This is a genomic window from Actinoallomurus sp. NPDC052308 (assembly GCF_040679195.1).
GTDB lineage: Bacteria > Actinomycetota > Actinomycetes > Streptosporangiales > Streptosporangiaceae > Actinoallomurus > Actinoallomurus liliacearum.
The window spans coordinates 64,658-88,247 of record NZ_JBFAUM010000004.1 but is presented as its reverse complement, the minus strand read 5'-3'; the positions used below and the strand labels follow the sequence as shown (position 1 = coordinate 88,247).

Here is a 23,590-nt window from a genome sequence, read left to right as displayed (position 1 = left end):
TCCGCGGAGCGGTATTGACAATAAATGACGGTCGTGAAAAATACGACATGTCACGAGCACGCTCCGACACAGCGATCCGCCGACAGCCGTCCCTGGCACCGGTCTCGCACCTCGACCGGCCGGCGCCTCCCCCCACGCGATTGAAACGGAGCCATTCCGATGGAGCCCGACTTCAGCAAGTACCGCCTCGAGGGTGACAACTCGATGTATCGGCTCCCCAGCGGTCTCGTCCAACCCGTGGTGACGCGCGGCGGCCTGGAGGACGCCGGTACGGCCGACTCCGGGGGAGCGGTGCGGATCTCGGGGGTCAGCATCCAGCACACCCCGGCCACGAGGCTGTGGTTCGGCAAGGTCAGCAACGAGCCGGGCTACCGGTCGGTCTCTCACCACCACGGCGAGGCCGAGACCGGCGGCTACGTCCTGTCGGGGCGGGCGCGCATCTACTTCGGCGACAAGTTCGAGGACTACGTCGACATGGAGGAGGGCGACTGGGTCTTCGTGCCGCCGTTCATGCCGCACGTCGAGTGCAATCTCTCGCGCACCAGGCCCCTGGTATGGATGACCACCCGTACGCCGGAGAACATCGTCGTCAACCTGCCCGACGTCGCCGACACCGACCTGCGGGACTGGCTGAACCGATGACGACTCAGGCCCTGGAGACCTCGGCGGCCTTCACCGCCGCCGTCACGCTGACGCCCGCGGAGACCGAGTACTTCGACGTCGCCTTCACCGCCATCACCCAGCCCTGCCCCTGGCCGAAGGCCTACGGCGGTGATCTGGTCGCCCAGGCCGCGGCCGCGGCCATGCGGTCGGTGACCGACGGCAAGACGCTGCACTCGATGCACGGCTATTTCCTGCGCCCGGCCGACATCGGGGCGCAGGTGCGCTATGAGGTGGAGCTGCTCCGGGACGGACGTGGCTACAGCACCCGGCAGGTACGCGGTTACCAGCACGGCAAGCCGATCTACGTCTGCCTGGCCAACTTCGCCGCCGGTGAGCCCGGCGGGACGTTCCACGCCGAGCCGCCCGAGGCCGTCCCCGATCCGGAGGAACTGCCCAGTTCCGCGACGTACCTCGCGCACCGGACCGGCGGCACGATGACCGATGAGTCGAAGGCCTACTGGTCCGGCGGCCGCAGCTTCGACATGCGGCACGTGCCCGGGCCGGTCTACCTGACCATCGAGGGACGGCGGGCGCCGCACCAGGCGGTGTGGATCAAGCCGTTCGACCCGCTCCGGCCGGTCGAGGGACTGAGCGACCCGCAGCGGGACATGGCCGCGCTCGCCTATGTCTGCGACTACACCATCCTCGAGCCCGTGCTGCGTGTGCTCGACCTGCCCTGGGCCAGGCCCGGGCTGATCACCGCCAGTCTCGATCACGCCATGTGGTTCCACCGGCCCGGACCGGTCGACGACTGGCTCCTCTACGTCCAGGAAGCGGTCGCCGCCGACACGGGCCGCGGCCTCGGCACCGGCCGCTTCTTCACCCGCGATCGCCGGCACCTCGCCACCGTTGCCCAGGAGGGCATGATCCGCGCCGTTTGACCCGTCGTCCCCTCGCCGGCGGCTCCCGGAAGGCATCCCCCATTGTCTCTTTCGCCATCAGCCCACCTGGACACCTTCACCCGAGACCACCTGCCGCCGGCGCATCTGTGGCCGACACTCGAGTTCACCTTGCCGGAGCTGCGGTATCCGGACCGGCTCAACGCCGCCACAGAGATCATCGACAAGGCGGTCGCGACGTTCGGAGCCGACCGGTCGGCGCTTCGTACGCCGGACGGGGAGATCTGGTCCTACGGCCTGTTGCGGACACGGGCGAACCAGGTCGCCCAGGTGCTCACCGAGGACCTGGGCCTGGTTCCCGGACAGCGCGTGCTGCTGCGCGCCCCGAACAATCCATGGACCGTCGCGGCCTGGCTCGGCGTGCTCAAGGCCGGAGGCGTCGTCGTGACCACCATGGCCGCGCTGCGCGCCCGCGAGGTCGCCCCGATCGTCGAACGGACCCGGCCGTCCATCGCGCTGGTGGACCACCGGTTCGCCGAGGACGTCCACGTCGTCAAGGACACGACGATGCCGTCCATGACGGTCGTGGAGTACGGAGGCGCCGGCGCGGACGATCTCATCGAACGTGCCCTGGTCAAGTCCGGGCGGTTCAGTGACGTGGCGACCGCCGCGGACGACGTCGCGCTCCTGGGGCCGACGTCCGGCAGCACCGGTGCCCCGAAGATCACCATGCATTTCCACCGTGATCTGCTGTCCATCGACCGCACCTTCGGCCGCCCCGTGCTCGGGCTGACCCCGGACGACACGGTCGCCTGCTCCGCGCCCCTCGCGTTCACGTTCGGCCTCGGCATGCTCGTGGTCTTCCCGCTGCTGGCCGGCGCCTGCGCGCTGCTGACCGAGTCCGTCACCCCGCCACAGCTCGCCGACATCGTCCAGCGACACGGCGTCACGGTACTCGCGACCGCTCCGACGGCCTTCAAGGCGATCCTGCGTGAAGGCCGGGAGGAGAAGCTGGCCGGGTTGCGGACCGGGGTGTCGGCCGGCGAACACCTTCCGCGGACCACGTGGGAGGGGCTACGCGACAGGCTCGGGCTGCGGGTCATCGATGGCATCGGCGCCACCGAGATGCTGCACATCTTCATCGCGGCCGCCGGTGACGACATTCGGCCCGGCGCCACCGGGAGGCCGGTGCCCGGCTACCGCGCCACGATCCTCGGCCCGGACGGCGAAGAGCTCGGGCCCGGTGAGTCCGGACGGCTCGCCGTCATCGGCCCGGTCGGTTGCCGCTATCTGAACGCCGCCCGCCAGACGGACTACGTCGTCGACGGCTGGAACGTCACCGGCGACGTCTTCTACCGGGATGAGGACGGCTACTTCTTCTACCAGGCCCGCAGTGACAACATGATCGTCTCGTCCGGGTACAACATCGGCGGGCCCGAGGTCGAGGCCGCCATCGACACCCATCCCGACGTGCTGGAGTCCGGTGTCGTCGGCCGTCCCGACGCCCAGCGCGGCTCCGTCGTGTGCGCCTTCGTCGTGCTTCGGGACGGCGTGGTCGGCGACGCGGCCAAGGCGAAGGAGATCCAGGATCACGTCAAGCGGGTCCTGGCCCCCTACAAGTACCCGCGCGACGTGCGGTTCTGCGACTCGCTGCCGCGCAACAGCAGCGGCAAACTCCAGCGTTTCGCTCTTCGCAGGGTCATCGACGACGAGCAGGCCGCCATGCCTGTCGCCGAGCAGTGAGAGGAACTTCGGTGAAGATCGCGATTGTCGGCGGTGGCCCCGGCGGCCTGTACCTCGCCGCCTTGATGAAGCAGCTCGACCCCGGCCATGACATCACCGTCTGGGAGCGGAACGCCGCGGACGACACGTTCGGCTTCGGTGTGGTGTTCTCGGATGAGACGCTCGGCGGCATCGAGAGCGCCGACACCGAGTTCGCCGACGCCATGGCGAGGCGGTTCGCCCGGTGGACCGACATCGACATCCACTTCCGGGGCGAAAGCCATACCGTCGGCGGGCAGGGCTTCGCCGCCATGAGCCGCAAGGAACTGTTGCGCCTGCTGCAGGAGCGCTGCCGCGGCCTCGGCGTCGTCACGCACTTCTCCACGCTCGCCCCCGCCGTCGGCGACCTCATCGCGTCCTACGATCTGGTGGTCGGGGCCGACGGACTCAATTCGCAGGTCAGGCAGGCATACGCGGACGTTTTCCGCCCCACGCTGGACCGGCGGCCCAACAAGTACATGTGGCTCGGCACGGATCGTGTCTTCGAAGCCTTCCAGTTCTTCATCAAGCAGACCGAGTGGGGGACCATGCAGGTCCACGGCTACCCCTACTCCGACGGCGGCTCCACCTTCATCGTCGAGATGCACGAGGACGTCTGGCGCCGTGCCGGTTTCGACGTCACCGAGGGAGTCGAGTTCCCGCCGGGCGTCTCCGACGACCAGGCCATCGAGCGGCTCCGAGAGTTGTTCGCCGATGAGCTCGGCGGTCACCAGGTCTTCGCCAACAACTCCAAGTGGCTGAACTTCACCACCGTGCGCAACGAGCGGTGGCATCACGGCAACCTCGTCCTCATCGGCGACGCGGCGCACACCGCGCACTTCTCGATCGGGTCGGGCACCAAGCTCGCCATGGAGGACGCGCTCGCCCTCGCGGCCTGCCTGCACGAGAACCCGGATGCCGAGGCCGCGCTGACGGCCTACGAGAGTGAGCGACGACCCGTCGTCGAATCCACCCAGCGGGCGGCCCAGGCGTCCCTGGAGTGGTTCGAGAACATCGGCATGTACGTTCACCAGGAGCCGACCCAGTTCTGCTTCAACCTGCTGACCCGGTCGCGCCGCATCACCTACGACAACCTGCGCACCCGCGACCGGGATTTCGCCGACCGCGTCGACGCCGCCTTCGCCGCCTCGCAGGGCCTGGACGGAGTCGCGCCGGCGATGTTCCAGCCCTTCCGGCTGGGGCGGCTCGAGCTGAAGAACCGGGTCGTCGTCTCTCCGATGGACATGTACTCCGCCGTCGACGGCGTGCCCGGCGACTTCCATCTCGTCCACCTCGGCTCGAAGGCCATGGGCGGGGCGGGACTGGTGATGACCGAGATGGTCTGCGTCTCGCCGGACGGCCGGATCACCCCCGGCTGCGCGGGGCTGTGGACCGACGAGCAGCGTGACTCCTGGGCCCGGATCGTGTCCTTCGTGCACGACCGGACCACCGCCCGCATCGGTCTTCAGCTCGGCCATTCCGGCAGGAAGGGGTCGACCAAGCTGATGTGGGAGGGCATGGACGACCCGCTGGAGCAGGGGAACTGGGAGGTCGTCGGCCCGTCACCGCTGCCGTACGGTCCGGGCTCGCCCGTTCCGCGCGAGGTCACCCGCGCCGACATGGGCGAGATCGTCGCGGACTTCGTCGCGGCCGCCCGCCGAGGTGCCGAAGCCGGATTCGACCTGCTCGAGCTGCACTGCGCTCACGGCTACCTGCTGTCCTCCTTCCTGTCGCCCATCTCCAATCGCCGCACCGATGAGTACGGCGGCTCGCTTGAGAACCGCCTCCGCTTCCCCTTGGAGGTGTTCGAGGCGGTACGCGCCGCCTGGCCCGCCGAGCGGCCGATGAGCGTGCGGATCTCCGCGACGGACTGGGCTCCGGACGGCAACACCGAGAAGGACGCCGTCGAGATCGCCCGGGCCTTCATCGCCCACGGGGCCGACGCCATCGACGTCTCGTCAGGACAGGTCACCAAGGACGAGCGTCCCGCGTTCGGCCGTTCGTACCAGACGCCGTTCGCCGACCGGGTCCGGCAGGAGATCGCGGCCGCCACCGGCACGGCCGTCATCGCCGTCGGCGCCATCGCCTCCTACGACGACGTGAACTCGATCCTGCTGGCCGGGCGCGCCGACCTGTGCGCCGTCGGTCGTACGCATCTCTACGACCCGCACTGGACGCTGCACGCGGCGGCCGAGCAGGAGTATCGAGGTGCGGCCGCGGAATGGCCCGTTCAGTTCGCGGCAGGTCGCCGCAAGCCGCCGACGGCGCGCACCGACGCGGTGCGCCCCCGCCTGTCTCTCCTGCGCGCCGACACCACCGACCAGAACGTCCACCTGCGCTGGACCCCGCACCGGGACCCGGCACCCGTCTCCTGATCGGTGGGCGGCCCGGACCTCGTCGCGAGGATCAGCGTGATCGTTGGTATCGTGGCCTGGTGACGGCCGTGTCAGACCCGAGTGAGACCGACGCCGACGCGCCGACGCGCAGTGCGCAGCCGAGGCATCTGATCGTCACCGTCTACGGCCTGTACTCCCGGTCGGACGGCGGCTGGCTGTCGGTCGCCTCGCTGATCGCGCTGCTCGCCGACCTCGGAGTCGACGAGCCCGCCGTCCGCTCGTCGATCTCACGGCTCAAGCGGCGCGGGATCCTGCGAGCGCACCGGCACGACGGCGCGGCCGGCTACGAGCTGTCCGATGAGGCGCTGGCCATCCTGCGCGAAGGGGACGACCGTATCTTCCAGCGCCAGCGTGCGACGCTCACCGATGGGTGGATGCTCGCCGTCTTCTCGGTGCCCGAGTCCGAACGCCACAAGCGGCATGTCCTGCGTTCCGAGCTGACCAGGCTCGGCTTCGGCACCGCCGCGCCGGGCGTGTGGATCGCACCGGCGCACCTGCATGACGCGACCGCCGAGATGCTGCGGCGACTCGACCTGGACTCATACGCGGATCTGTTCCGCGGAGAGCATCTGGCGTTCGGGGATCTGGCCGCGAAGGTCCGCCGATGGTGGGATCTCGACGAGCTCGAGCGGCTCTATGGGGCGTTCCTCCAGGCGCACGCGCCGGTGCTGCGACGGCGCCGCACGCCCCAGGCGGGGGAGGCGTTCGCCGACTATGTTCGGGTGCTCACCGATTGGCGGCGACTGCCGTACCTCGACCCGGGCCTGCCCGAGGAACTCCTGCCCGACGGCTGGATCGGGATCCGGGCCGCCGACCTCTTCTTCGCGCTGAAGGCGCGGCTGGAGGAGCCCGCTCGCGCCCACGTCATGGCCACGATCACCGGGTGACGAGCAGCGGCTTCCCTCGCCGAGACTCATGATCAGGTTCGAGGGCGCGTCGTGGCCTCGTCGCCGGCGCAACGGCGGATGTGGTCGAGCGCGTCGCGCAGGTGTGACTCGTGGGTCCGGTGGCTCGTGGCGTTCAGCCGCAGGTAGAAGCGCTCGTCAACGCGGGTGCTGGACAGGAAGAAGCGTCCTGTGCGGTTGATCCGGTCGAGTAGCCGGCGGTTGGCGTCGTCGTCCGCTCGCAAGCGGAAGACCACAACGGTCAGGTCGGGTTCCCATGGCACCTCGAGCAGCGGATCCGCAGTGAGTTCCCGGTATGCCAGCGCGGCCAGGTCGAGTTTCTCGTCCAGCGCGTCGCGGAAGGCAGCGGCACCGTGAAGGTGCAGCGGTAGCCAGAGCCGCAGTCCGCGGAACTCGCGGGTCAGCTCGGGGCCGAGATGGCCGTAGTCGGGCAGCCCGGCGACGCCGGTCAGGTCCTGCAGGTAATCGCCGCGACCAGAGTGGGCGGCACGCAGTGGCCCGGTGTCACGCACCAAGAGCACGCCGGTCCCGTACGGCAGGAAGAGGCTCTTGTGCGGGTCGAACACCACGGAGTCGGCACGTTCGATTCCGCGAAGCCGATCACGGCCGCGCGCGGTGAGCCGGAACCCGCCGCCATAGGCGGCGTCGACGTGAAACCAGATGTTCTCCCGGCGGGCGAGCTCTCCGAGCTCGGCCAGCGGGTCGATCGTCCCGGTGCTCGTGGTGCCGGCCGTGCCTACCAAGAGAAAGGGCCGCAGTCCGTTGGCGCGATCAGCGGCGATGAGCCGGGCGGCAGCGTCCGGATCCATGCGAAGGCCCCGGGTCGGCACCGTCCGGACGGACGAGGCCGGCAATCCCGCGATCCGTGCCGCCTTCGCGACGCAGTGGTGCGTGTGCTCGGTGACGTACAGCGTGCCACCCGCGATGTCCTCACCGAGACGGTCGTGCCGTGCGGCGACGAGCCCCGCCAGTGGCAGATTAGGCAGAACCCGGCGATGGCGCTTGTACGATCCTGCCACCCTGTTGGTAGCCGCCGGGCGGCACGCCGACGAGCCGGCGAAAGTGCCGGGACAGGTGCGCCTGGTCGTAGAAGCCGACCATCGGCGCGACCTCGGCCGGAGGTATGCCCCTCTCGAGCAGTCGACACGCGGCGCGGACGCGCAGCTGGGTCAGGTACGCGTGCGGCGGCAGCCCATACGCGTCGCGGAACGCCCGCACGAGCGTGGACCACCCGACGCCCACCTCCGCGGCGAGCTCCTCCAGGCCCGGCGGCTCCGTCATGCGTTCGTGCAGCACCTCGCGCGCCCGTTCGGAGAAAGCGCCGCCGGATGACCGGACCGGAACGGCCGAGGGCACCCCGCCGTACGACCGCAACAGCCCGGCCAGCGCCCGGCGCATCAGGGTCTCCGCAGTCAGCCGGTCCTCGGTCTCCGTAGCAGCGTGCGCTCTCAGCACCAGGCGCGCAGCCCGGTCATCGTCGACGACCCGTTCGATGAAACGCGGCGTGCCCCGCGTCCCGGCCAGCTCCGACATGAGATCCGCCGACGGATACAGCACCCGGTAGGCCCAGCCGTCGTCGGTCAGCGCGACACCGGTATGCACCACCTCGGGGCCGATGAGCACAAGCCCACCCGGACCGATCCGCTCGACACCGTCCGCGAACCGAATCTCTTCCGCTCCGGACTGGATCACACCGACCGCGAAGGTCTCGTGACCGTGCCGGGCGAACGCGTGCGACACGTAGCGAGCGCGCATCAACCCGAGGCCGTCCAGTCCGCGAAGCCGCCAGAACCGTGAGAGCTGCACCGCAGCCGAGTCGTTCGTCAGCCCCGCACCTCCGATGCCCTCCGGTCCGCGTCGGCGACCCTAGTACGCCGCCCGGCGCCATGGAAGAAGCCTGACCGGCCGCTTGGCGCGCGCGCCCTCACCGCCGTGTCGTAGCCGGTTTCATCGCACCGCTCTCCCGGCCCAGAAGGATGTATCCGAGGGCGTACAGCAGCGCACCGGCGACCTCGAAGATCTGGATGAGCGGGAACCGCGGCCCTGAGGTGAAAATGAACAACCCGCCGAGCGTGTAGACGAATGACCCGACGCTGAGCAGGACGGCCACTCGCCCCATTCCGCGCCGCCTCAGCATGAGCGCGAGCAGCAGATACCCGAACGGAAAGATCAGCAACGCCGGGAACACGATGATCGCCGCACCCGCATCCACATCACCGCTCGTGTGAACGAGGCTCGGCTCGTAATGCGCACGAACGGGGTTATGGGAACCGTCGTAGACGATGAGCGCGAACCACAGGAGCGTGCCGACCAGCGCGGCGTACCACCCACTCAAGTCCCGGCGGGTCTGGACACGCATACCCAGCGCGAGCATGCTGGCGAGACTGACCACCTGCAACAGCAGACCGGCCGCCTGAATGTCGTGCGTCACCCCGTACAGCTGCCCGACCCTCGCCATTCCCCACCCGTCGCGCGCCGGGTGCAGGATCGTGCCCAGCAAGAACAGCGGCCCTCCGATGAATGCCGTGATCCTCGCGACCGTTCGCAGGCGCCGGCGAATGCCGCCCGTATCCATGCCGAGCGGCACGACCATTTCCTGGTCACTGTTCAACGTGGTTCGATCACTCATTTTCTTGCCATCTCCTCATGGGCGATTGGATGCAGCGGAAAACCGACTGCTTCGAGGTGGATGTATCGATGGCGGCCCGATCCCTCGCGTCAAAGTCCCGCTGCGGGGTCGGAGCCGGCGACGGTCTTACCGCCGAGCATCGTCGTGATGACTTCGGTGTCTGAAAGGTCGTCGAGCGGGCAGGTGAGCGGATCACGATCGAGGATGACGAGGTCGGCGTGGTTGCCGGAGCGCAGGGAGCCGATGTCGTCCCAGCGCAGGACGTGAGCGGCTTGGTCGGTCCACATGGACAGTGCCTGGCGGCGGCTGATGCCGGGGGTCGCCGCGGTCCTGCCGCTGGCGCCATAGCGGGGTTCGACGGCCAGTGCGATGTGTTCGAAGACGTTCTTGGGTCCCCAGTCGCTGCCGGCGGCGACGTGCAGACCGGCGTCCAGGAGCCTGGCGAGCGGAATGAAGTCGGGAAGCAGGCGCTCGCCGAACCGTTCGCGAACGACTTCTCCCTTACCCCAGGAGAATGACATGGTGGTGGTGATGTCGAGGCCAAGGGCGGCGGCGCGTCGCACCAGGTCGGGTTCGGCGAAGTAGAAGTGCTGCAGCAGCCAGGCCCGGCCGTCCGCGGTCAGGGGCGTCTGGCCGAGTTCCTCGAGTTGGTCGAGGTGGCTGTCGATTTCGGCCAGACCCGAGGTCACGATGTTGAGGCGCACCCCGTTCTCATGGCAGTACCGGATCGCCTCCTGGACCTTTTCCGGGCTCAGGGCCGGTCGGCCTCGGGTCGGCCTCCCGTACGGGTCGGAGTACGCCTCACGCATGAGGGTGAATCCCGGCCAGCACGGCCCGTACGGCGAGACGGTGACACCGTCGACGCGGAACATCTGATCCGAGCGGTCGGCGAGGTCGCGAGCCCGCTCCAACCGCTGCCGGTACTCGGCGGGCTGCAACGGGTCGCTCCACACCACTCCTGTGGGCTCGGCCTCGGGCGAGCACAGCACCCGAAGGGTGAGCTGTTCCTGGTCACGCAGCCATCGATAGAACTCGACGAGTGAGAAGGTCATCAGGTGCGCCTCGTACACCGTGGTGACGCCGAGGGCGTTGAACGTCCGCATCGCCCGCCGGGTACCGGGGAGGATCGCGTCAGCCTGTAGCAGCGGAAGCCGGCGGAGCAGGTCGTTCATGAACGGGTCGTCGCAGTAGTAATTGGTGACCGAGCCGTGCAGGCGCCCGGTCGGCCGGCCGTCCGGATCCTTTTCGATCCAGACGTCGCCGACGCGGTCCGGCGTGGAGGGGCTGATGCCCAGCTGGTCGAGGGCGAGACTGTTCATGGCGCAGACGTTCGGTACGACCGGTGCCCAGGCCTGGATGAACACCGGATTCCGAGGCGCGGCCCGATCCAGGACATCACGGTCCGGCAGCCGGCCTTCGGCCAGGTCGCGATAGGACCGGCGGATGAAGTAGTGCGGTTCGCCTACCGGAGTGGTCATGATCCACTCGCCGGGCGGGCTCACGGATGCTCGGGCCGCGATCCGAGCCACGATGTCTTCGTGGCAGGTCGCGTCGGTGATGTCGACCAGCGGCTCGGCGAGTGCGCCGAAGTGCATCAGGTGCGGGTGGGTGTCGATCAGTCCGGGGATGACCGTGCTACCGCCCAGGTCGGCCACCTGGGCCTGGGCCCCGGCCCGTGCGCGGACCGTGTCGCTGTCGCCGACGGCCAGCACGCGGCCGTCGCGGATCGCGATGGCCTCGGCGATGGTGCCGTGTTCGTCACAAGTGATGACTCGACCGCCGTCCAGTACGGTCGTGTGCATTGTTCCTCCGCGGCTTTGCTGCTGGTCTCGGATGGGAGTACGGCCTCCGCTTGGCGGTGGCTCGCTGACGAGCCGGGGCGGGTCGCCCGGGACTTCGCGTCAAACCGAACAGTGGTGTTCGACTTATATCGAGGCATCGTAACCTGTACATCGCTGTCGTAGATAGGTGGGGCATGCACTCGACAACGGCGAACGCCCCCGTCGGCGCGCCACAGGCCCGTGGCCGGTGAGTATCCGCTGATGCCGACCACGATGATCGCCGCTTATACGGCCGAACTACGCGCCTTCCGCCGCGTGGTCACGGTGGCGGCCGGCACCGCGCTCAGCCTGGTCGATGCCGGAGTGCTGTTCGGGGGTGGCTCGGTCTCGTGACCGTGAGCCTCGTCGCGCAGACGGGGCCGGCCACGGCCATCGGCGAAACGCCGTACGAAACCGGCGCGCCTACGCCAAAGCCCGGGAACTGTCGGCGGCCGCGGACCTCGCCGCGTACCGCATCGTGCAGGAGGCGATGGCGTCCTGGGCATGCGGGAACGGACGCTCGCGGTCGGCGGCATCTTCACGGCGGGCCCTACGCCGGAAGGCGGCATGCTCGAAGCGGTCACGAATGGCGTGATGTTCCTTCAGGCCGTGGGCGTCGCCTCCGCCTGACGCGGTGACGGCTCGCGGTGCTGGTCTCCTGCCGCCCTCAACGCTCGGCCTTCAGTGCCGCCAGCAGTGTCCTTTCCAGGATGTCCCCGACGGCGTCCTTGTCCAGCCGCCCGGCGGCGGCCTCGTCGGCGGCGGCGTGCAACAGCGTGTAGACCGTGGTGACCAGCCAGTCGGCGGGCAGGTCGGTGCGGAAGGCGCCGTCTGTCCGGCCCCGTGCGATGAGCCGTTCCATGTACCCCATCGGCTTGTCGTGGAAGCGGCGCACCTCCTCCGCGGGCAGTGCGTGTTGCGCGGCCGCGTGCAGGCTGCCGAGTCGGCTGAGGAAGGGCCAGCATGACCGGATGACGCGGGCGAACGCTTCGGCGGGTGGTCCCTCGGCGGGCGTAGCCGCCTCGATGACGCCGTCCGCGTCGGCGATCGTCCGGGCGAGGACGGCCCTCAGCAGGTCCTCGCGAGAGGCGAAGTGGGCGTACAGAGTCACGCGGCCCAGGCCGGCGGCCTTGGCGATCTCGCCCATGCTCGCGTCGCGGTCCCGGGCGAAATATTCGGTGGCCGCGGAGATGATCGCCTCGATGTTGCGTTCGGCGTCGGCGCGTTTGTGGCCGGCGGAGCGCCGAACGTCGCGCTTCGGGGCCTCCGGCTCCGCAGCCTGCCGTTGCGGGGTCTGCGGATCTGTGGTCTGCGCCATGGACGCAGATTACCTGGACAGGGTTGTTTGATTTGTTGCCGGACGAAGGTAGCTCGCATCTCGAACATGCCCGTACGAGTTTGCAGGCGAAGGTCTGGCCATCACTGGATCCGCCAGAGAGAAAGGTCGCACGATGGATGATGCAGCCACGGAGCGGGCCGGCGTCGTCCCGAACGGTGCGGGGCTGGAGATTACCGACCTCGAACACCTGTTCACCGATGGGGCTACCTTGACCCACAGCGCCAACTTCACCAACGACTGGAGTGGTTTCGCGCTGCCCGATGAGATGGTGTATCCCCCTCGGCCTCCGGATCGGGGACTTGAAGACTTTGCTGCTGCGGCCCAGAGGTCGGTGCGGCAGAGGCTGCTCGCAGCTTCTACCTTCACGCCTCGGGCGCCGTGCGCCAAGATTCGAGATTTCGCCGGCCGCGGCTCCAACCGGTCCCGCCCGGCCCGGTCACACCGCGGAGCCGAGCACTTTCCGGTTGGGAGCGCCCACGCTGGATCCTGTGCTCGGCCTTGCGGAGCCGCGCGCCTGAAGGACAGCGCCTGGACGGAGCCCTCCCATCGCTGGAGCGACTCGGCAGAATGGCGGGTGGGGTGGCGAAAAGCACTTCGCCACCCCACCTGATCCGATGAGCCGATGGCCCAGAGACCTAAAGAATCCATCTCATCTAATTAAAACGGAAACCAGCCAGCGGGACCCATGTCATTCACCTCCTTTGCATATAGGCGATGAAGCATCTCTCCCGGATATCCCCTCGGGCGCGGCTCGCCCGACAGAGAAGTGGGATGTTCGAAAAGGTCAGAGGCCACCGCAGGGGCGTGTGGCGTCCTCGGTGCGGTCGGAGACCGGGGTCCATGACGCTTACCGAGCGTGTGACGCGGGGTGCGGAGCACGAGCGATCAGGTCGAGGAGTTCGTCGACGGACCACTGGTCGTACGCGTGCTCCCCGTACTCGCAGCGGTACGCGTCAGCCGGTGCCGATCAGGAAGTCGGTGGCCGCCCCGAACCGGCCGCCGTGCGGTTTCATCGGCGGGACGCGCTGCCGTTGGAGCAGGGTCGCCCAGGCGCTGCGCAGGGACGAAGATCGGCGGGCCCGACGGCGAGGAAGAGGGCTCTCGCCTCCTGGTGAGGCTTCCAAGCTGGGGTCTGTTCGGATCTCCGCGCGTGGCCATCCCGGCACCTTCCCTGTAGGCGTACGACATACGCTAACACATAAGCCGTACAGCCCTGCACGACTTATGGCGAAAGTGCGCTGTGGGGGATGCCCGCCCCACGCTCACTCACGGACGCACGGCTCGCCGCCGCGTGCGCACCGTCGTCGACCGTGTCGGTTTCGCCGTCCGAGCGATGTGCGCCATCGTGAAGGAACTCGGCATGGGGACGATGCGAGCAGCCACGGAGCGACCACGGTCGCCAAGCCGGCTAAGACAGCCGCTGGGCGTTCCCCGTTCCTCTGCGCGCGGGCGATCGCACGTTCGACGACACCCGCCTGACCCCCAGCGCGACGCCCAACCTCACCGGCGACCTGGCGATGGGGTGGGTCTGGCCTCGCGGGTGCGAATTCAACTCGGGGCGGTACCGGCCGCAGCGGTATGCCGGAGGCGGCCACGGCCGGTACCCGCCGGGCGGCTAGGACGTCGGGGTGCTGCCGTAGACGCTGACTTCGGTGAGGTGGAAGGTGGCGTTGGCGGTGTTGCCGAGGCCGGTCACCCGGACGTACCGGGCCTTGGCCTCGGTGTTCATCGTGTCGCCCGCGTCGGTGGCGGGGCCGGGCCCGTTCCGGCCGCCGACGGTGAACCAGTGGGTGCCGTCGACGCTGCCCTCCAGCCGGTAGGTGTAGTAACGGGTGCCGTCGACGTAGTTGCGGACGTTGACGCGGGACACGTCATCGACCGCGCCGAGGTCGACCTGCCACCAGGTCTGGCCGTACGTCATCGGCCCGCCCCAGTACGGGGAGTTGGCGCGGCTGCCGTCGTTGGCGGCCTCGGCCGGGTGGCCGGACTCCGACGACAGTGCCGTCACCGGCTTGTGGAGGCTTTGCAGGACGTCGCCGGACCCGTCGCGGGAGCCATCGGGCGCGTCGGCGATGCCGCCGGCGAAGAGCGCGATCGCCTCCTGCGCGGTGTGGGCGTTGACCGCGCTGACGAACATGCCGACGTCCTGCGTGCCCGACGCGCCGGCGACCGTGCCGGATCCGATCACGGTCCAGTTCTTGTCGTCGGAGCTGCAGGAGCCGGTCACGCGGCCGCCGTCCGTGCGCAGTCGCACGTAGACCTCGCCGGCGGTGAACCCGCCGACCTCGGTCATGTGATCGAGGCTGCCGTCGCCGTCGGCGTCATAGGAGAAGGCGCAGCCGTGCTCGGGTGTGACGGCGATGTCGGCGTACCCGGCGGACCCGGTTCTGGACAGGTCGTTGCTGACGACCAGGCCGGCGCGGGTCGACGGGGACGCCCCGTCCAGCTTGGTCACCTTCGTGGACACCGCGTGGCCTGAGGTGAGCCCACCACCTTCGTAGACGGTCGCGAGTTCGTTGGTGGCACCCCACATGTCCTTGCCACCGGCGGCGATGCCCGTCGTATCGCCCGTTCGCGCGAACTCGGCCGGTGCGGAGGCAGCCGTCTTGTACGGCGCCGAGACCGTACTCCCGCCGACCATGAGGAGGGAGTGTGCGGTCGCCCGTCCGGACGCGCCCGCGGCGGTACGCCAGGAGGCCGTGGCGTTCAGGTCGGGCAGGGAACCGGCCGCGGCGTCGGCCGGGGCGGTCACCGTCCAGGTCGCGGTCGCGGGCTTGCCGGGATCGACGTCGTTTCCGGGGCCGGCGGCGCCGGTCGCGGGGCGGACGGCGTAGCCGTGTGGCGCGGTCAACTCGAAGCCCACCTTGTACGCGGTGCTCAGCGCCGAGTCGCTCGTGAAGGTCGCGGTGACGTGGACGGTACCGCCCGGGGTGACACCCTTCCGGTCGGAGACGAGGGTCAGCACACCGGACGCCTCGTCGGCCGCCTTCGTGGCCAGTCGGTAGGCGTCGCCGTGCGGCACGGCCGCGTAGCGGGTGCCCGCGTGCGCCCAGCTTTCGGCGACCGCGCGCCAGTCGATCAGCTGCGGCTCGTCACCGGTCTTCAGCGAGTTCTTCAGCACGCCGAAGAACATCTTCCAGCGTTCGGCGTAGTAGCCGCCGACCAGGCCGTTGAAGTCCCGGCGCGCGTAGTCCTGGATCCCGGGGCTCTCGGTCTGCCACAGTGTCACCAGCGACTTCAGGTCGTAATCAAGGGTCGCGGCCTCCTTCGGGTCCGCGGCCTGGCGGGCCGCCTCCTGCTGCCACGTGCCGAGCAGGAAGTGCGGATCGGCGCCGAGCACCTCGTCCAACAGCTTCATCTCGGCCATCCACCGGTCGGTGAGTCGCCCGAAGGCGGCGCTGTCGCGGTCGCGATAGGCGGCGAGAATCTGCGGCAGGAGTGCTCTGCTGCGGTTGGCGAGCACCTGACGAGTGACATCGACGAGGTCGTAGCGGTACGCGTCGGAGTGGCGCAGCCGCGGATCCACCTGAAGCAGCTCGTGCAGTGCCTTCTCGAACTCGGCGGGGTCGTACTGCAGCGCCGCCTGCCCGGTGTCGGTGAGGCTCGGTTGGTCGTCGAACAGGGCGGTCACGTGCCGGGTGTCCTTGCCTGCGGGCCAGGAGTACGCCGTGCGCTCGATGATCTGCCAGGCCGCCACGGCGTGCGGGTCGGCGGCACCGTAGCGGGCGGTGGCGTACTCGGCGAACCAGGCGTCCATGTCGACCGGGCCGTTCTCCCACGGCATGTCGGCGAAGAACTCCACCGCGGCGGGGTTGTTGTCGATGGCCTCGGGCATCAGCGCGATGCCGTTCATGGCGTTGCCCGGTTTGGCGCGCCAGGCGTTGAACTTCTCGTTCCACACGGTGAGGCCGGCACCGAAGTTCTGGTGGCCGCCGAAGTTCCAGATCGTGCCGAAGGCGTACTGAGTGTCGAGGAAGTCCTTGTCGCGGTCGGTGATCCCGGGCTGTTCGCTGAGGCCGTCCACGACGAACATCTTCGATCGGTCGACCGCCTGGAGCGTCGCCGGAAGGGGATTGCTCTGCCAGCCGAGGATCACCCAGATCGCACCCGGGTGGGCGGCCTCGAGCGCGTCCTGGACGGCCTTCGACGCCGGGCCCACCGGTACCGACCCGGCGGTGCCGCCCTCATGCAGTAGGTCCATCTTGTACATCGTGGAGGTGCCGAAAAGCTTGGTCTGTGCCTGGTAGAACGCCGCCGCGACCTTGCCGAACTGCGGTCCGGTCGGATCGAGCCAGTCGGGACGCTGCAGGCCGTTCCAGGCGCCCTGCGGGACGGTGTTCGCCCCCGGGTTCCGGGTGGCGAAGTCGGTCGGGACCGTGCCGTAGTAGCCGGGGAGCACCGGCGTCATGCCCAGTTCGCGCAGCCGGTCGATGATGCGCCGCGCGAGCGCGGCGCGACGGTCGATCAGTTGCTGGGAGATCGGTGAGCCGGTGCAGCACATGTTCTGCAGCAGCCACCACGACTGGTGGGCCGGCTCGGGGATCCACTTCCGCATATCCGCCGCGCTGTAGCCGAACTGCTGGAAGGCCTGCTCGTAGACGGCCTCCTGCCCCTCGTAGACCAGCACCTGGTTGATGCCGAGCAGGGCGAGCACGTCAAGGCGGTGTTCCCACTCCTGCCAGCTCAGGTACGCGCCGCCGTATCCCTCATTGGTGTCGTTGAGCGCGAACCGGTTGGCGACCGACGCGTCCTGCGCGATCGGCGCGGACGGCAGCGGCAACCGCGCGGGAAGGTCGAGCTGCGAACCGCCGATCGAGACGTTGGCGTGCGCGACCTTGCGCAGGTACCAGCCGAACCCGGTGAGCTGCACGGCCGGGGAGGTGCCCGCGACCAACAGGTGCCCGCCCTCGGAGGAGACCTGGAAACGGTCGGCGCCCGTGCCCTTGTCGATCGTCCGGAGCGTGACCTGGTCGGCCCGGCTCTTACCGAGGATCCGCTCCAGCGCCTGGGCGGCCGGTCCGTTGTCACGCGCGGCGGCCGTCGCGCGTGTGGGTTCCGCCGTCGCCGGTGGCGCTACGGCCAGCGGCACGGTCAGCGCCGCCGCCATGGCGGCGATGAGTGTACGAGATCGGCGCCTGATGCCCGATCGTCTTCCTGGTCGTCGGCCCAACACGATGGCGGTACCTCCAAAAGGAAGTTTGTTAAGGTCTTTACAAAACCTCGCATTCATAATGTGCATGCGGGACTCTGGGGTCAAGGGGGCCAGTGGATCTTTCGGAGGAAACAATGGGAGACGAGCGTGCGGTCGGCACTCCCGTTCTGCGCCGCCTCAACACCGCTTCCGTGCTGCGTGCGGTGCGCGACTGCGCACCCGACCCCGTACGGCTGGCCGAGCTGGTCAAGCTGACCGGCCTCACCCGTCCCACCGTGGGTCAGGCGGTGGAGGACCTGGTCGAGGCGGGCTGGGTCCAGCACCACCACCCGGCCGCCGCCTCCCGGAAGGGCGGCCGTCCGGCCGTCCGCGTCTCCCTCCGGGGCCGCGCCGCACCCGTGCTGGGCCTCGACGTCGGCCCGCACACGGTCAGCGCGGGGATCGACGACCTGGCCGGCCGCCGCCTGGCCGCGGTGCGCCGATCGGTCGACCACAACAGGGCCAGCCGCCTCCTGACCGTGGTCGACGCGGTCATCGCGCGCGTCCTCGAGGAGGCCGGCTTCGATGCGGACGAGATCGCCGCGGTGGTCGTCGCCACCCCCGGGATCGTCGACTCCGGCTCTGGCCGGATCCTCCTGGCGCCCAGCGTGTCGGGATGGACCTCGGTGAACCTCTCCGATCATCTCCGCGACCGGTTCCGCTGCCCGGTGCGGGTGGAGAACGACGCCAACCTCGCCGCCCTGGCCGTTGCGAGGGAACGGGCCGGGCCCGGCACTCTGCTGGCCGTCCAATGGGGAGAGCGGCTCGGCGCCGGCGTCGTGATCGACGGGCGCCTCCACCGGGGCACCGGGGCGGCGGGCGAGATCGGCTTCATCCGGCCACCCGGTCGCGTCCCCGACACCGACGACGGCAGGGGGCCCCTCGAACGCGCCATCGGCGCCGAGGCCATCACCGAACAGGCCCGTCGGGCAGCCCGTACGCACCCCGAATCGGTCCTGCGCGACGGCCCGATCGACGCCGCCGCCGTCTTCGCCGCGGCCGCCACCGGGGACGCGGTGGCCGAGCGCGTCGTGGACGACGTCGCCAGGACCTTCGCCCACGCCATCGCGCCGGCCGTCCTGGTCCTGGCCCCCGACGCGGTGGTGATCGGCGGCGGGGTAGCCCGCGCCGGACCCGTCCTGCTCGCGGCCATCACCCGGCACCTGGCCGATCTGACCCTCACCCCACCCGACGTGGGAATCTCCGGTCTGGCCGAGGACACGATCTTGACCGGCGCCCTGCGCATGGCCCTGGACGAGGTCTGGCACCAGCTCCCCGCCTGACGGCCGCTGAACTGAGCCCGGGGCACGACTCGGGCGAACTGCGGGCAGGCAGGCCGGCCCGAGACCGCCGGACGGCTCGAGTGAACCGCTTCGGGTTTCGCGGAGGCCGGTCAACTCTCTCCGGCGGGGTGGGCCGGGGTGTTGTCACGGTAGTGGATTTGTTCGTTTTCGGCTGGTGGCCGGTTCCCGATGGCGGTGTGCAGGCGCCGGTGGTTGAACCAGTCCACGTACTCCAGCATGGCCAACTCGACATCGTCAGCGGTGCGCCCTCGGTGAGACGGCTGTCCCGTCTCGCTGAACGTAACGCAGTCTCATTTGACGTGGCGCATCCGCCCGTCTGGGGTTCCGGTAGTCCTGGCGGAGGAACCAACGGATTTCGCTGACCAGCCAAGCCCGCCGCGGTCGATCTGGTCCCGCCGCTGCGCCATGAGAACCTCGCGCGCCTCGCTGTCGTGGCCGGCCGTCCGGTGGACGGCGGCCAACTGCTAGCCCCGGCGAAGGACATCATCTCCGGACCCAGGCTTGGGGGGCGCACCCGCCCGTCCCGCCATGTCCCGTCCCGGGCCCGATCCCCGCTGGTCACAAGCGGGACGTACCCCTACGTCCCGATCCCGCGTCAGGCCCTACCACCCGCCTGCCGGTCCCCCTCACGATCTAGGTCAACGGTCCACCGCACGGGCCACGGACACGATCGGAGGATCGGAAATGACCGCCACAACCCTCGCCAAGGCCGGCTTGCTGAGCCTGGCCACCGCCGGGGCCGCATTGACCATGACCACCACCGCGATCGCGGCCCACGCCACCGCCCGACCGGCCGCGACCACGCACCAGGCCACCGCGGTGGCTGCCAAGAGCGCACACTGGTACACCCTCAAGCACGGATCGTTCATGCTCAAAGGGTCGACGACGCGGAACTGGAACCGCAAGTACGGCCGCGTGATGCAGGTCGAGGCCCGCTGCTGGGGCAACGACGCGACCCTCCACGTCCAGTTCCAGTACCGGTCGAAGTGGACGGGCTGGCACAACATCAAGTCCGGAAGCAGTGGAGCCGAATCGGGCGCTAAGGAGTTACCGCCGGCCGCGCGGGCGCGCGGGTCATGCTTCACGAGTTCTGCGGATCCCCTTGGCGGCGGGCGTCCTCGTACGGTGTGCCCGCGTCGGCGTACGGGCTGATCGACCGGCGGGCGACGAGGGCGGCGTTGATGTGCGGCAGGTCCGCCGCGCGGGCCGGGGACAGGCCGATGAGCTGGGTGATGCGGCGGATGCGGTAGTCGACCGTGTTGGGGTGGACGTGCAGTGCGGTGGCGGTGCGCCGCCGGTCGAGGTTCTGCTGGAGGTAGGTCTCGAGTGTCTGGAGGAGCTCCGGCTTGGGCTCCAACGGCCGTAGGAGACAGGCGAGGGCGGTCAGTGCCTCGCCCGGTCGGCTGAGCTGGTAATCGAGCAGCACGTCGGCGAGCCGGTACAGGCCGGGCGCCCGGCCCGTCCGCGTCACCAGTTCCACGATCTCGGTGTTCTGCGCGACCGCGGCCGGCACGCCGGCCGGGTCGACCACGGACGCCGCGGCCGTTACGGGCACGTCGGCCGTACGCGCGGCACGGGCGACGAGTGCGCACAGGTCATCCCACACAGGCGGGGCGCCGACGGGCAGCAGGGCGGTACCCCCCGAGCCGTCCAGCGCGGTCAGGGCGGGTTCGCCGGCGAAGCGGTCGAACGTTGACTGCACCCGGCGGATCTTCCGCCGGGCGGCCACCCGGGTGCGCGGTCCCGGGCGGCTTTCGTCCGGGTGCCGGCCCAGCGTGAGTGTCATCACCACGTAGAGCGGCGATGGCCGTGACCCGGCCGGATACGAGGGTGGCGGGTCGCCCGACAGCAGAGCCGCCATTAGTGAATGCCGGTCGCGATGCTGCTGGACGTCCAGCACCTGGCGTGTTTCCAGATATGCCGCGGTGACCTCCGACACGAGCCGCCGCTGGAAAGTCAGTAAATGCGACAGCGTCTCCTGTAGATCGGCCAGATCAGGCGGTTCCGCCCCAGCCGAAATCTCATTCCAGCCCATTTCCGCGCCGAGAAGGTAGGCACTGAGGATGGCGTCCAGTGGGATGCCCTCCTCAGCCCGCTGCGCCGCCGAATCGCGCTGTATGGCGAACCGGTCGTCGTCGGCCTCGGTGCGGTGCTCGATGACATCGGCGAACAGCCGCAGATTGTGCTGGACGATATTTGCGATATCGCCGGTGACCTCCTCGGCGGGCAGTTCGGCGTAGACGGGAAGCTCGGCGCGAAGCCGGTCGACCACCCGACGTGTCAGCGATGGAACACGGGCCCGCAGGTAGCCGGCCACGGGTCGGCCGGCGATGCGCAGCGGCGCGATTCCCACCTTGTGATCCGTCACAACAGCTCCCGCGGAAGTCTGCCTTACTCACCAGTTAAAGGATCCGTCGTGAGTCTGCATGATGATCGCAAAACATTCCATGACAGCCGGGAGCCGCCATGTCCTCGCCCTCCGCCCACGGCGTTCGTCGCAGGCTCACCGGTGCTCTGGGCGCCGCCGCCGCGGTCGCGGTGACCGTTGGACTCGCCGCGCCGCCCGCCTCCGCGGCCGGCCCGAAGTACGTGGCGCTGGGCGATTCGATGGCCTCGGGACCGCTCATTCCCAACATCACGGGAAATGTGGGCTGCGGGCGTTCCACGCACAACTACGCGCACGAACTGGCGGTACAGCTCGGCGCCGAACTGCACGACGTGACCTGTAGCGGGGCCGAGACGAAGCACATGACCGCGTCCCAGTCCCTCAGCGTGGCCGGCGTGTCCACCGGCACCGCCCCGCCGCAGTTCGACGCGTTGACCGCGGACACCACCCTGGTGACCCTGACGATCGGCGGGAACGACGCCGGGCTCGTTGGAATCGCCCAGGACTGCGCCAACCTCGACCCGACCGCGACCCCCTGCAAGGACCGGTACACCGAGGGCGGCGTGGACCAGGTCGCCCAGCGCGTCGACGCGGTCGGGCCACGGCTCGCCGCCGTGCTGGACGGCATCCATCAGCGGTCCCCGAAGGCGCGCGTGCTGGTGACCGGCTACGGTCTCTACGTCAAGCCGGGCGGCTGCTGGCCGCTCCAGCCCGTGTTGCCGGTGGACGCCGACTACCTCCAGGGCAACGTGCACCGGCTGAACGGCGTCATCGCGGCGCAGGCCAGGGCGCACAACGCCGAGTACGTGGATGTGGAGACCCCGAGCGCCGGCCACGACGCCTGCCAGTCGGCCACGGTGAAGTGGGTGGAGGGGTACGTGCCGGTCAACCCGGCCGCGCCGCTGCACCCGAACCAGCGAGGCGAGGCGAACTACGCCCGGATCATCGCCGACCACCTCGGCTGACCGGCCGTCACGAGCCGTCCGGCCGGCTAACGCCGCACCTCATTCCACGGCCTGCTCCGCGAGCACGCCCGCGTTACGGTCGAGACGCATGAAGGTGGCGATGATCCGATCGCCACCTTCATCCGCTTGGCCTACACCGGCTTGGCGCAACGCGGTGACCTTTGCGGGCGGCCATGGCGGACCAGTGCGCAGCGGCGGAGTCCCGGCCGTGCGGGCGATCGCGGATGGCCAGGCGGTAGGCGGCGTCTCCGCGCCGGCAGTAGCGAGCGGCGATGTTGAGATACAGGTCGGTCCGCAGCCGGCTGGATTCGTATCGCCGGTCTTCACGGTGCATCTCGCTGACCGCCGAGCCCTGCCACATCTGGATCAACGCGATCCCGCGGATCGAAAAGTGAAGCCGCACAAGCCGGACTATCCGGCCTTGCGCTTGTCGAACTCGGCCGCGACCGCGTGGATGGAGCCCCGGCCCTCGAGCTCGACGCTCTTTCCGTCGGCCATGCTGATCGTGACCCGCTGCCAGCTCCTGCCGCCCTCGACCTTGATGGACGCGATGCGCTCCAGGGGGATCTGGCCAAGGTGCTCACCGACCCGGTTGAGCATCGGGTCGGCGGTCCACACGTGCAGGGCGCTGTCGCTGACACCGAAGACGACGGCGGCGTCGAGCGGAATGTCGGTCTCTTCGGTCATCTTCTTCGCCGCCGCGCGAGCGGCCGGCCTGGCGATCAGGTAGTTACCGAGCGGCGAAAGCACTCGCGCCGGGCCGAGTGCGGTGTCAACCCTCGCGTACGCAGCCGCGGGCTGACGCACGGCAGCGCGCCGAGGCATCCCGGGCGCGGATTCAGGGTGCGGTCTGGTCTCGGCTCCAGATTTGAACGGCCCGCGGTAGGTCCTGGATGCCGCCGCCTTCGGGGATCATGCCCCAGAGGAAGGGGATCAGATACTGAGGTGATTCGCCCAGGAGCGCGGCGAGGTCGTGCTCAGTGACGGTGAGGGTGAATCCTGAGCCCCCCTGCCGCGAGTCCCATCCTTGTTCGATGGCCCGTCGGATGCAGCCACTGACGAGAATGGGGCGGACTGCGATCGTTCGCTCTCCCTCCCAGTTGTCCGGCCGGGCGCAGGGGAGTGTCACCAAGAGAACGCTTGCCGGCTCCTCGGCGCGCTCAACGGCGAAGGTGAGCGGGGCCCGGCTGTTGCCCTGGCTGTAGGTCGGCTTGTGCCCGACTCGCCAGCGGTAGGTGGTGCCGTCGACGGTGATGAGCCGTGAGCCCTTCTTCGGCATTGCCACGGCCGCCTCCGTGCTTTTGTTCCGGCGCTGTTCCGTGGGAGCACCAGGATCAGCGAGGAGTGATGCGAGACGACCGAAAGCATAACCGCTTCATATTCACAGGAAGC

19 protein-coding genes and 1 pseudogene are annotated in these 23,590 nt (G+C 69.4%); 10 read left to right on the top strand and 10 right to left on the bottom strand.

Annotated elements, in window-relative coordinates:
• The first annotated feature begins 159 nt into the window (after positions 1 to 159).
• The 5 genes from AB0L00_RS15015 to AB0L00_RS14995 are packed head-to-tail and all read left to right on the top strand — an operon-like array spanning position 160 to position 6,546.
• Positions 160 to 642, top strand: a complete 483-nt coding sequence (locus AB0L00_RS15015) for a cupin domain-containing protein (protein ID WP_345346210.1) — start codon at positions 160 to 162, stop codon at positions 640 to 642.
• Positions 639 to 1,544 carry an acyl-CoA thioesterase domain-containing protein gene (locus tag AB0L00_RS15010; RefSeq protein ID WP_364433464.1) on the top strand — a complete coding sequence of 302 codons (906 nt, stop codon included), beginning with the start codon at positions 639 to 641 and terminating at the stop codon, positions 1,542 to 1,544. Before AB0L00_RS15015 ends, AB0L00_RS15010 begins: the two co-directional genes overlap by 4 nt.
• Positions 1,545 to 1,586: 42 nt before the next feature.
• Positions 1,587 to 3,245, top strand: coding sequence for an AMP-binding protein (locus tag AB0L00_RS15005; RefSeq protein WP_364433462.1), 1,659 nt, complete (start codon positions 1,587 to 1,589; stop codon positions 3,243 to 3,245).
• Positions 3,246 to 3,256: 11 nt separating this feature from the next.
• A complete protein-coding gene (locus AB0L00_RS15000; RefSeq protein WP_364433459.1) occupies positions 3,257 to 5,638 on the top strand; it encodes a bifunctional salicylyl-CoA 5-hydroxylase/oxidoreductase in 2,382 nt (793 codons plus the stop codon).
• Positions 5,639 to 5,697: 59 nt separating this feature from the next.
• A complete protein-coding gene (locus AB0L00_RS14995; protein WP_364433456.1) occupies positions 5,698 to 6,546 on the top strand; it encodes a PaaX family transcriptional regulator C-terminal domain-containing protein in 849 nt (282 codons plus the stop codon).
• Between the two features lie 32 nt (positions 6,547 to 6,578).
• Here the strand turns inward: AB0L00_RS14995 and AB0L00_RS14990 are convergent, their stop codons facing one another.
• From AB0L00_RS14990 to AB0L00_RS14975, 4 genes are all read right to left on the bottom strand, one after another.
• Entirely contained in the window at positions 6,579 to 7,583 is a 1,005-nt protein-coding gene (locus tag AB0L00_RS14990; RefSeq protein WP_364433453.1) for an aminotransferase class V-fold PLP-dependent enzyme, read from the bottom strand.
• Positions 7,543 to 8,370 (bottom strand): AraC family transcriptional regulator, encoded by an 828-nt coding sequence (locus AB0L00_RS14985; protein ID WP_364433451.1) that lies wholly within the window; start codon positions 8,368 to 8,370, stop codon positions 7,543 to 7,545. Before AB0L00_RS14985 ends, AB0L00_RS14990 begins: the two co-directional genes overlap by 41 nt.
• 118 nt (positions 8,371 to 8,488) lie before the next feature.
• Positions 8,489 to 9,193 (bottom strand): hypothetical protein, encoded by a 705-nt coding sequence (locus tag AB0L00_RS14980; RefSeq protein ID WP_364433448.1) that lies wholly within the window; start codon positions 9,191 to 9,193, stop codon positions 8,489 to 8,491.
• Between the two features lie 89 nt (positions 9,194 to 9,282).
• Positions 9,283 to 10,995, bottom strand: a complete 1,713-nt coding sequence (locus tag AB0L00_RS14975; RefSeq protein ID WP_364433446.1) for an amidohydrolase family protein — start codon at positions 10,993 to 10,995, stop codon at positions 9,283 to 9,285.
• Between the two features lie 240 nt (positions 10,996 to 11,235).
• Between AB0L00_RS14975 and AB0L00_RS14970 the strand changes: the two genes are divergently transcribed.
• Positions 11,236 to 11,367 (top strand): hypothetical protein, encoded by a 132-nt coding sequence (locus tag AB0L00_RS14970; RefSeq protein ID WP_364433443.1) that lies wholly within the window; start codon positions 11,236 to 11,238, stop codon positions 11,365 to 11,367.
• 150 nt (positions 11,368 to 11,517) lie between these two features.
• Complete coding sequence (locus tag AB0L00_RS14965) at positions 11,518 to 11,643, top strand: hypothetical protein (RefSeq protein WP_364433441.1); 126 nt, start codon at positions 11,518 to 11,520, stop codon at positions 11,641 to 11,643.
• Between the two features lie 37 nt (positions 11,644 to 11,680).
• Here the strand turns inward: AB0L00_RS14965 and AB0L00_RS14960 are convergent, their stop codons facing one another.
• Together AB0L00_RS14960 and AB0L00_RS14955 are read right to left on the bottom strand one after the other, a co-directional pair.
• Entirely contained in the window at positions 11,681 to 12,331 is a 651-nt protein-coding gene (locus tag AB0L00_RS14960; protein WP_364433438.1) for a TetR/AcrR family transcriptional regulator, read from the bottom strand.
• 1,636 nt (positions 12,332 to 13,967) lie between these two features.
• Positions 13,968 to 17,459: an alpha-N-acetylglucosaminidase TIM-barrel domain-containing protein gene (locus AB0L00_RS14955; protein WP_364433436.1), complete on the bottom strand. Its 3,492-nt coding sequence runs from the start codon at positions 17,457 to 17,459 to the stop codon at positions 13,968 to 13,970.
• A 179-nt stretch (positions 17,460 to 17,638) separates the two neighbouring features.
• Here AB0L00_RS14955 and AB0L00_RS14950 point away from each other — a divergent pair, with 179 nt between their 5' ends.
• Entirely contained in the window at positions 17,639 to 18,826 is a 1,188-nt protein-coding gene (locus tag AB0L00_RS14950) for an ROK family transcriptional regulator (RefSeq protein WP_345346174.1), read from the top strand.
• Between the two features lie 110 nt (positions 18,827 to 18,936).
• Here AB0L00_RS14950 and AB0L00_RS14945 read toward each other — a convergent pair.
• A pseudogene (locus tag AB0L00_RS14945) lies at positions 18,937 to 19,083 on the bottom strand (IS3 family transposase); the annotation flags it as partial.
• A 448-nt stretch (positions 19,084 to 19,531) separates the two neighbouring features.
• On the opposite strand from AB0L00_RS14945, the gene AB0L00_RS14940 reads away from it, so the two are divergent.
• Positions 19,532 to 19,999, top strand: a complete 468-nt coding sequence (locus AB0L00_RS14940) for a hypothetical protein (RefSeq protein ID WP_364433434.1) — start codon at positions 19,532 to 19,534, stop codon at positions 19,997 to 19,999.
• On the opposite strand, the gene AB0L00_RS14935 is transcribed toward AB0L00_RS14940, so the two are convergent.
• The gene (locus tag AB0L00_RS14935; protein ID WP_364433431.1) at positions 19,929 to 21,215 is read right to left on the bottom strand and encodes a helix-turn-helix domain-containing protein; all 1,287 of its coding nucleotides are present in this window, start codon (positions 21,213 to 21,215) and stop codon (positions 19,929 to 19,931) included. The genes AB0L00_RS14940 and AB0L00_RS14935 overlap by 71 nt on opposite strands.
• A 98-nt stretch (positions 21,216 to 21,313) precedes the next feature.
• Between AB0L00_RS14935 and AB0L00_RS14930 the strand changes: the two genes are divergently transcribed.
• Complete coding sequence (locus AB0L00_RS14930) at positions 21,314 to 22,198, top strand: SGNH/GDSL hydrolase family protein (RefSeq protein WP_364433428.1); 885 nt, start codon at positions 21,314 to 21,316, stop codon at positions 22,196 to 22,198.
• 411 nt (positions 22,199 to 22,609) lie between these two features.
• Here AB0L00_RS14930 and AB0L00_RS14925 read toward each other — a convergent pair whose 3' ends face one another.
• Positions 22,610 to 22,885 carry a hypothetical protein gene (locus tag AB0L00_RS14925; protein ID WP_364433426.1) on the bottom strand — a complete coding sequence of 92 codons (276 nt, stop codon included), beginning with the start codon at positions 22,883 to 22,885 and terminating at the stop codon, positions 22,610 to 22,612.
• Positions 22,886 to 23,036: 151 nt separating this feature from the next.
• On the bottom strand, positions 23,037 to 23,483 hold the full coding sequence (locus tag AB0L00_RS14920) for a hypothetical protein (protein WP_364433423.1): 447 nt from the start codon (positions 23,481 to 23,483) through the stop codon (positions 23,037 to 23,039).
• Between the last annotated feature and the right edge of the window lie 107 nt (positions 23,484 to 23,590).

Excerpts from the sequence above, each read along its gene's own strand:
- AB0L00_RS15015 (WP_345346210.1), top strand. The coding sequence starts at position 160 with ATGGAGCCCGACTTCAGCAAGTACCGCCTCGAGGGTGACAACTCGATG.
- AB0L00_RS15010 (WP_364433464.1), top strand. The coding sequence starts at position 639 with ATGACGACTCAGGCCCTGGAGACCTCGGCGGCCTTCACCGCCGCCGTC.
- AB0L00_RS14980 (WP_364433448.1), bottom strand. The coding sequence starts at position 9,193 with ATGAGTGATCGAACCACGTTGAACAGTGACCAGGAAATGGTCGTGCCG.
- AB0L00_RS14975 (WP_364433446.1), bottom strand. The coding sequence starts at position 10,995 with ATGCACACGACCGTACTGGACGGCGGTCGAGTCATCACTTGTGACGAA.
- AB0L00_RS14970 (WP_364433443.1), top strand. The coding sequence starts at position 11,236 with ATGCCGACCACGATGATCGCCGCTTATACGGCCGAACTACGCGCCTTC.
- AB0L00_RS14965 (WP_364433441.1), top strand. The coding sequence starts at position 11,518 with ATGCGGGAACGGACGCTCGCGGTCGGCGGCATCTTCACGGCGGGCCCT.
- AB0L00_RS14960 (WP_364433438.1), bottom strand. The coding sequence starts at position 12,331 with ATGGCGCAGACCACAGATCCGCAGACCCCGCAACGGCAGGCTGCGGAG.
- AB0L00_RS14955 (WP_364433436.1), bottom strand. The coding sequence starts at position 17,459 with ATGGCGGCGGCGCTGACCGTGCCGCTGGCCGTAGCGCCACCGGCGACG.
- AB0L00_RS14950 (WP_345346174.1), top strand. The coding sequence starts at position 17,639 with ATGGGAGACGAGCGTGCGGTCGGCACTCCCGTTCTGCGCCGCCTCAAC.
- AB0L00_RS14940 (WP_364433434.1), top strand. The coding sequence starts at position 19,532 with ATGACCGCCACAACCCTCGCCAAGGCCGGCTTGCTGAGCCTGGCCACC.
- AB0L00_RS14930 (WP_364433428.1), top strand. The coding sequence starts at position 21,314 with ATGTCCTCGCCCTCCGCCCACGGCGTTCGTCGCAGGCTCACCGGTGCT.
- AB0L00_RS14925 (WP_364433426.1), bottom strand. The coding sequence starts at position 22,885 with ATGACCGAAGAGACCGACATTCCGCTCGACGCCGCCGTCGTCTTCGGT.